The sequence below is a fragment of the Allohoeflea poritis genome, assembly GCF_027889715.1.
Lineage (GTDB): Bacteria > Pseudomonadota > Alphaproteobacteria > Rhizobiales > Rhizobiaceae > Hoeflea_A > Hoeflea_A poritis.
The window spans coordinates 1-7,173 of the sequence record NZ_JAPJZH010000038.1; the positions used below are offsets into that span (position 1 = coordinate 1).

At 52.2% G+C, this 7,173-nt stretch carries 11 protein-coding genes and 1 pseudogene; 6 read left to right on the forward strand and 6 right to left on the reverse strand.

Translation table 11 applies throughout. The annotated features are described in order from the left end of the window. Positions 1–482: 482 nt before the first annotated feature. Positions 483–1,613, reverse strand: coding sequence for a D-alanine--D-alanine ligase family protein (locus OOZ53_RS26130; RefSeq protein ID WP_271092743.1), 1,131 nt, complete (start codon positions 1,611–1,613; stop codon positions 483–485). A 55-nt stretch (positions 1,614–1,668) separates the two neighbouring features. Continuing rightward, positions 1,669–1,875: a cold-shock protein gene (locus OOZ53_RS26135; protein WP_271092744.1), complete on the reverse strand. Its 207-nt coding sequence runs from the start codon at positions 1,873–1,875 to the stop codon at positions 1,669–1,671. Positions 1,876–2,579: 704 nt separating this feature from the next. On the opposite strand from OOZ53_RS26135, the gene OOZ53_RS26140 reads away from it, so the two are divergent. From OOZ53_RS26140 to OOZ53_RS26160, 5 genes are all read left to right on the forward strand, one after another. Next, the gene (locus tag OOZ53_RS26140) at positions 2,580–2,834 is read left to right on the forward strand and encodes a hypothetical protein (RefSeq protein WP_271092745.1); all 255 of its coding nucleotides are present in this window, start codon (positions 2,580–2,582) and stop codon (positions 2,832–2,834) included. A gap of 142 nt (positions 2,835–2,976) precedes the next feature. Next, positions 2,977–3,117 carry a hypothetical protein gene (locus OOZ53_RS26145; protein WP_271092746.1) on the forward strand — a complete coding sequence of 47 codons (141 nt, stop codon included), beginning with the start codon at positions 2,977–2,979 and terminating at the stop codon, positions 3,115–3,117. Positions 3,118–3,249: 132 nt separating this feature from the next. Then, positions 3,250–3,513 carry a DUF1488 family protein gene (locus tag OOZ53_RS26150; RefSeq protein WP_271092747.1) on the forward strand — a complete coding sequence of 88 codons (264 nt, stop codon included), beginning with the start codon at positions 3,250–3,252 and terminating at the stop codon, positions 3,511–3,513. 108 nt (positions 3,514–3,621) lie between these two features. Continuing rightward, on the forward strand, positions 3,622–4,395 hold the full coding sequence (locus OOZ53_RS26155) for a hypothetical protein (RefSeq protein WP_271092748.1): 774 nt from the start codon (positions 3,622–3,624) through the stop codon (positions 4,393–4,395). Between the two features lie 123 nt (positions 4,396–4,518). Next, positions 4,519–4,725, forward strand: a complete 207-nt coding sequence (locus OOZ53_RS26160) for a hypothetical protein (RefSeq protein WP_271092749.1) — start codon at positions 4,519–4,521, stop codon at positions 4,723–4,725. 107 nt (positions 4,726–4,832) lie between these two features. On the opposite strand, the gene OOZ53_RS26165 is transcribed toward OOZ53_RS26160, so the two are convergent. Both OOZ53_RS26165 and merF read right to left on the reverse strand, forming a co-directional pair. Further along, a complete protein-coding gene (locus OOZ53_RS26165; protein WP_271092750.1) occupies positions 4,833–5,051 on the reverse strand; it encodes a GDCCVxC domain-containing (seleno)protein in 219 nt (72 codons plus the stop codon). Continuing rightward, positions 5,030–5,230, reverse strand: coding sequence for a mercury resistance system transport protein MerF (gene merF, locus OOZ53_RS26170; protein WP_271092752.1), 201 nt, complete (start codon positions 5,228–5,230; stop codon positions 5,030–5,032). The genes OOZ53_RS26165 and merF overlap by 22 nt, the downstream gene beginning before the upstream one ends. A gap of 76 nt (positions 5,231–5,306) precedes the next feature. Between merF and OOZ53_RS26175 the strand changes: the two genes are divergently transcribed. After that, the gene (locus OOZ53_RS26175) at positions 5,307–5,708 is read left to right on the forward strand and encodes a MerR family transcriptional regulator (RefSeq protein WP_271092753.1); all 402 of its coding nucleotides are present in this window, start codon (positions 5,307–5,309) and stop codon (positions 5,706–5,708) included. A 480-nt stretch (positions 5,709–6,188) separates the two neighbouring features. On the opposite strand, the pseudogene OOZ53_RS26180 reads toward OOZ53_RS26175, so the two are convergent. Next, positions 6,189–6,958, reverse strand: a pseudogene (locus OOZ53_RS26180) (IS5 family transposase). An 80-nt stretch (positions 6,959–7,038) separates the two neighbouring features. After that, the coding region (locus OOZ53_RS26185) for a cold-shock protein (protein ID WP_271092754.1) at positions 7,039–7,173 on the reverse strand (135 nt) is incomplete at its 5' end.

Here is a 7,173-nt window from a genome sequence, read left to right on the forward strand (position 1 = left end):
CTACTTCCGCTTCCCGCTCACCAGCTATACCGCAGGTGGGGCAGGGCTGCTCACCGAGAATGCGCAGAAAGCGAAACAGCTTCTGCCTTCCTCTGACGATTAAGGCAGGAAGGACGCGGCGCTCTCAAATCTCCATGGGAGCGCCGCGATCCGGCCCTTTATGCAGATCGCCTGTATCGTTTGATCGGTGCGAGATCTCGAAACCGGCGGTGTGAAAACCCACCCGCCTCCCAGCGCGCGCACTCCGGCGCCCGCTCTGAATTGATGGTCAGTGTCGGTAAAGTTTGTGAACAACAAAGGACGGTTACGAGCCCCGCTTGAGGCATTCGCCACAACGCACTTGACGACCGAGTTGGGGGAAAGCAGACCTTCGTTGCGGGTGCGAAATACTTAACGCCCATTTCAGTGCGAACATTTGGTGGCCAATCGTACACAAATCTCAATTCGAGAGTGTCGGAGCTCAGTCGCTTTGCTGATGTGATCTAAATCGCATCCCGAGTTTGTCCGCCGCCGATTGTGGGTGTCGGAAAGCAACTTCGTGACAATGCCAGATTCACAATTTCCAGTACAACATCGTCATAGGTCAGCCCACCCGCAATCTGGCAGGCACGGGGGAAGTAACTTGTCACGGGAGTCATGCCCGGGACGAGGTTGGCTTCAATAAAGTACGGAACACCGTTTGAATCCATCTTGATGTCAATGCGCCCGAAATCCCGTGCACCGAGAGCCGTAAAAGCCTGACTGGCGAGCGTGGACACCGCAGACAAGTCAGGCTCGTCAATACCCAGAAGTTGTTCGTTGTTGTCCAGTTTCTCCTGTTGCCCGAGAATCCGGTCGCCCTTGGCGTTTCTGGGCACCAACACTTCAACGGGCATTACGGACCGGCGTGCGTTCGAAGGATCGTCAAGGACCGCAACTGTAAACTCACGTCCCGGCAGTATTTCCTCAACCAGGGCGGACACATTGAAGTCGTCGAAAATCTCCTCAACCTTGGTGCAATAGCTATCGAAATCACGAACAACCGAATTTTGATCAACGCCGTTTCCATTTGCCGCATCAAGAGGTTTTACAAACAGGGGCAGCGGAAGAGGCAACTGTAATTCGGACGTGTACTGACCGGGCTGCGTCAAAAAGAATTGCGCTGTATGTATTCCCTTTTGCGCAAGAACCGTCTTGGCCTTGCTCTTGTTGGAATCGAACTCGAGGGTTGCACGGTTCGAACCTGTAAATTGAATGTTGTGCCGCTCGAAATAGTCCGAAAACCAGATTTGATCGCCGGTCAAAGGGTCGATGAAATACTTGACACAGACGACCACGAGGTCGGGCCGCCTGGCTGCAATGGCCTCCAAATCTTCAATGGATTGAATATTCTTGAACCTGACCCCACGATAGGCAAATCTCAAGGTGCTGTAGACATTCCAGCTCGTTTCCAGAGATCCGAATGCGGTCTCTTTTAGACCGGTGGTGTCCGTCGTGACGACCTCAATCTTGATGAAGTTGCTGTGAAGTGTCTCACGTAGATCCGTATGCGTCATTGGCTGCCCTTTCGAATGAAACAAAAATTGGCGGGATTTCCCCGCCCCGCCTTTCCGTACAACCAGTTTCGAGATCATCCCGTATGTCCCTACTGCCGCTTATGTTCCGACACCTGGGGCAATGCAAAGGAGATCAGGTCAGCTGAAGATTGGACGCAGCATTACGACCATTCCTGTCCGGCACAGTGTCGAATTGAATTTTCTGCCCATCAGCAAGGCCACCAATTCCGGATGCTTCGAGGGAAGCAATATGCACAAGGATGTCCTCAGTGCCTTCATCGGGCGTTATGAAACCAAAACCCCTTTTGCTGTTGAAAAACTTCACGGTTCCGCGGGTCATGAGAATCGTCCTTAAAAACTTGAAATACGCGCAGCGCGAGTTCACTCGCAGTGCGTTCTCGTATCGAAAATCTGAATAAGAATGGCGGAATGAAAGATCACTATCCCGCAAAGAGCCACGCAGGCAAATCGTCGATGCACCTGACTATGGCGGGATTGCGGTTTTATTAAGACCCCTGGAGACGTGCAGCCAACATTCCGGCGCAGCATTGTCGATATCGTTGCTCTAACCTTAATTAAACCGCAATTGCATGGAACAAGCCATCCATCGTTTTTGGGCGGCATGGCTCATCGCGGCGTCAGAGGTTCTCGACCCGCCATTCTATTTCCAGATTTCGATTAATTCGGACGGCGTGGCATCCGTCTATGTTTGCTTTTGCCATTCGTACTCGCATGCTGGGACAATTACAAAGCGTCTTCCTTGCTCCAGAGTGTTCGGCCTTGCAGCGCGTTTCGAATCATATGTTTGCAAATACCCGCCCAGACACTGGTTGTAAGAGCGTTTTTTGAGGGTAATTGCCGCAACAAGATCCTGGCCGGGGTGCAAGCGCCCAAAACAAGGCCGCAAACCTGACCGGATCTGAAACTGCCAGGATTTGGCAAGTTGACCACGGATGTACTGGCAACTCGATCCTGGCGGTTCTTCACATCAACACATGACAATGCGACACAACAGAAACGACCACCACATTCGGGATCATGAATATGACAGTACGAACACAGCATTTCACGGTCCGTTTTGCAGCGCCCTTTTCACTCTACGGGATCGATGAAATTCAACCTGCGGGTGATTACGCCGTCGAACAGGACGAGAAACTGGTGAACGGAAAATACACCGCAGACCAATGTCGTATTGCCACATTCATTCATCTTCCCGGAGTGTCTGGCCCATTGGGAAAAGTCCGTTTGGTTCCAGTGGATCCCTCGGAACTTGATGAAGCCGTGCGTCAGGAAGACTGAACTTCTTTGCAGGAACCGAAGGTGAGGTTCCCGGCAAAAGGATCGGGAGAAACAAGCAAACGGTCTCTGTCACGAAAATCGAACCACCAATCAGCCGGATTTCCTGTTTCGATAACCGGCACATCAAAAGGAAAAATGGACAATGGCCAAAGGACAAAAACGCAGCAATCGCGAAATCAGGAAGCCCAAGAAGGATAAGAAGCCGGCAAAAACCGAGAGCGCGTTTGGCGCCCAGGTCAAGAATGCTGACAGTAGTTTCACCACGTCGAAAAAATCCAAGTGATGAATGACCGATCCTTTTACTGCTGTTTGGATCGACCGATAACAGACAATATCTCGCGCATAATCGATATTTGGCTTGGTAAAAGCGGATCGGAGCTGCCAACACCCTCGGACCCGCGAGGATGATGCAACAATGGCGCTGACATTTCCAAATCTAAGCCGGAGCTATGATGAAACCGGTAAACGCGTCCGCTTCAGCGGATACGATGGCATGTTCGAAGTTCCATTTTTCATTGAGATTGAAGCGCTTGAAAAGAAAATGAAGCACCCCGCACGGACAGAAGCTAGCTACCTTGCGGCTTTTGATGATGCCCGAGCGGAAATAATTGTAGCTGCGATGGCGGTATACCACCGAGGCGGTCGAACGCCATTCGTCCTCACTGCCAGCAGTTTCTGATCTGGATCTGCTTCAATTGTTCCACCGCAAAGCCAGATGTCGGTCTGCGTTTGGCAATGCCGATCACCAAGGCATTAGCGTCCGGGTCATTCACAGGAGAAATACCTATTGTTAAGTCTGGAAAAAGACTGCCGCTCAATTTTCAGTGCACTGATCCTTGTTTTTGCGTTGTCGATTGTGTGCGGATCCGCCCTGTCCCAGGAGAACATCCCTGAAAATGCCAGCGCGAAGACCCGCGGGAGCGGATGGGAATGCAATCCCGGGTATCGCGAAATTAGTGGAGATTGCGTTGAATTCGATATACCCGCAAACGCCTACCCGACAGGAACACGTTATGGCCGGGGTTGGAACTGCAAACACGGCTATGTGGAAGCCGATGCAACATGCACCGCCGTAGCAATTCCTGAAAACGCTCATTTGAATACGTCCGGAGACGGATGGAAATGCCAGAGAGGCTATCGGAAGAGTGAACAGGCATGCCTGAAGATTGAGGTGCCCGCCAACGGATATCTGGACAGTTCTTCCTATTCGCAAGGGTGGGCCTGTGAACGCGGCTATAGAATAGTTGACGAAACTTGCGTCCTGATCGAAATCCCGGAAAATGCGTTCGCGACAAACCGCGCATCCGGCTCAGGTTGGGAATGCGAACGTAAATACCGGGCCTCCAAGGAAAGCTGCATCCTGGTAGTGGTGCCCGAAAACGCTTACCTCAATGAGGCTGCCTATGGGTCGGGATGGTCCTGCAACCGGGGTTTCCGTGCTGATGGCGAGACCTGTGTGAGAATTGACCTTCCTCCAAACGCCCATCTTAATTATTCAGGCAACAACTGGACCTGCGATCGACCCTATATCCGGCGAAGTGGGTCATGTGAGCTGAGATGAAGCAAAACCTCATCTGAAAATCTGCGTTTCATGCTCCATCCATCCCGAACAGACACCTAACAGATCCGTGGCTGATATTCAGTGAGCTGGGTCAAATACGGTTGCCAATCAAAGGAGACATTCATGCCGGTTTATCTCGAACTCCAGAAGACCACATCCGAAAGAAGTGTTTTTATCAATGTGAATCACCTTGTGATGGTCAGCTACGGATCTTCAAAAGATACGACCACCATCGAGTTTGTCGGGCAACGCACGCTGGAAGTGCGAGGAAGTGTCGAAGATATCATGTCGAAGCTGAACAATTTTTCCGGTGAAGGAGCTGCGGTATAATGCGGTATGCAAAAAAATCCGAGCTGCCGACTTTCACACCAAATATTTTCGCCTCTAAAGGTTTGCTTTGTATATAACTACCGGAATGAGCCCAATCCTGACGCTGCTTAGCAGCAGGATTTGCCTTCTTGTATCGGTGGGCAGGGAACGGTGGCGTAGGAGCAAAACACGCAGCACTCGCCCTCCTTGGGCTTGAGAAGCACGCCACATCCCTTGCAGTCATAAAACCACTGGCATGCGTCCGTCGGCATCGTCTCAGTCTCGACATGACCGCAGTTTGGGCAAGTGATTGTCGACTGTAGTTCTACTGCCGCTGGCGTCGCCATAGTGCATATCCCGTCATTAGTATGAAAATCGCCAGCGCTGGCAGAAGAACAATATCCAGATAACCAATGGTGGCTGATAGCCCAACTGCCGAAAGCAACAGCACAAGCACAGGCGTAAAACAGCATACGGCCGCCACAACGGTCCCCACAATTCCAATCGAAAGAAGTCTGTCTTTCACGGCTGGCTCCCGAAGAAGTTTGGTTTCCTCACGCAAATATGCATCCTGTAGCCACTACAGGATCAAGGGTTGAGTCATGATTTCCATCGGACAAGCTGCAGAACGCAGTGGCGTTGCAATCGAAACCATCCGCTACTACGAGCGCGAGGGCATTGTTCCAAAGCCGGATCGAACGGCTTCGGGCAGACGGACCTATTCGGAAAGTGATGTTGCACGCCTCCGTTTCGTAAGGAGATGCCGGGAACTGGGTCTTCCAATACCTGGTGCCAAATCATTGCTCGGATTGACCGATGGCTCGCAAAAAAGTTGCCCAACGGCACAGACCATTGCCTCCAAACACCTCAAGAATGTTCAGGATAAAATGGCAGACTTAAAGAGTATGGAGAGTGCGCTAATTGAGATGATAAGGTTGTGCGACGACAATGACGACGAGTGTCCGATATTGAACCATCTGCAATCGGAGCGTGAAGAAAGTTAGGGATTTCCAAAGAATCCTGACGAAACATTCTTAGTGGCAGCTTTGTCCGAGTTGTTGACCTTGACACGAACCAACCGAATGTATGCTGTGACGCCTGTCATGAAAGGGGCAAACCCTAGAACAGGGTCACACCTGCCTTCAGAGATTCCAGCATCGCGAATTCTTCAATCCTGGTGCTTTGCCGACAGTATGCAATCAGGCCTTTTCCGCGATCCGGGCGAGGCGCTGGGACTTGAGTTTCGCAGTTTTCTCGCGACGCTTTGCCGCTTCCGCATCCAAAATCGACCTGGCTGTCCTGTCCGTTATGTCAGCTCTTGTTTCAGCCCTCGACAGGGTTGGTTTGAACAAATTGTCTCTCGTAATGCGTTTTTTCATTGATCCCGAAGCCGTGCGAAATGTTGCATCATGGTCCCCGCATTACGGGGCCCATGACCATTGATAGACGGAATTGTCTCGTGGCGCTTTAGGCTGAATCGACATTCATCTCATCCATAGGATTGCGGCTGCGATTTGTAGAAAGCTTAGGAAATGGATTGCCCTTCGGTCGAAACGCGTTGCGATGCGCCTGAAGTGTTTGAGCTTGTTGAAGCAGCGTTCGACGGTATTGCGGATTTTGTAGGCCTCGAAGTCGTACGGGATGGGCTGCTTTCGGGTTAGGTTACAGGGTATGACCGCTTCCGCTCCGATGTGAGCGATCAGTGCGCGCAAAGCGTTTGAATCATAAGCTTTGTCGGCCAGTACCCGACGGGGCGACAGCCCCTCGAGCAAATCTGGTGCGATAGGCGCGTCACCGCGCTGACCGGGTGTGAGGATGAGGCGCAAAGGTCGGCCAAGGGTGTCGACGGCCATATGGATCTTGGTTGTCAGTCCTCCTCGGGAACGCCCCAGAGCCTGGTCCCCCCTTTTTGGCCGCCCCCCTTGCCGGTGGCCGCCTGCTGGTGAGCGCGCACCAAACTGGAATCGAGCGAGACATAGTCGTTGTCGGGATCGTCGATGAGATGCTCGAAGACGTTCTCCCACACACCGGCCTCGGCCCATCGGGAGAAGCGCTTGTGGACACTCTTCCATTTGCCGTAGCGCTCGGGCAGGTCGTGCCAGTGCGCACCTGAGCGAAGGACCCAAAGGACGCCGTTGACGAAGCGAAGATTGTCCACGCCTGTTCGCCCAGGATCGCCAAGCTTGCCGGGCAAAAGTCCTTCAATACGACGCCATTGCTCGGCGGTCAGTTCATAACGCTTCGGTTTCACCATGTCGGGGCTCCAGATCATCAAATCTGGAAAACCATGAATTACACATCAGTCCAAAAATGAATCCTGAATGTCGATTGGACCTAAAGTGCTTGAAGGTTATCCGCGGAGCTCTTGCCGGACCGGGCATCCTCAACCACGTCGAAAGACAGTTTCTGACCTTCGACGATCGATCCCAAACCGGCTCGTTCCACAGCGGTGGCATGGACAAAAACGTC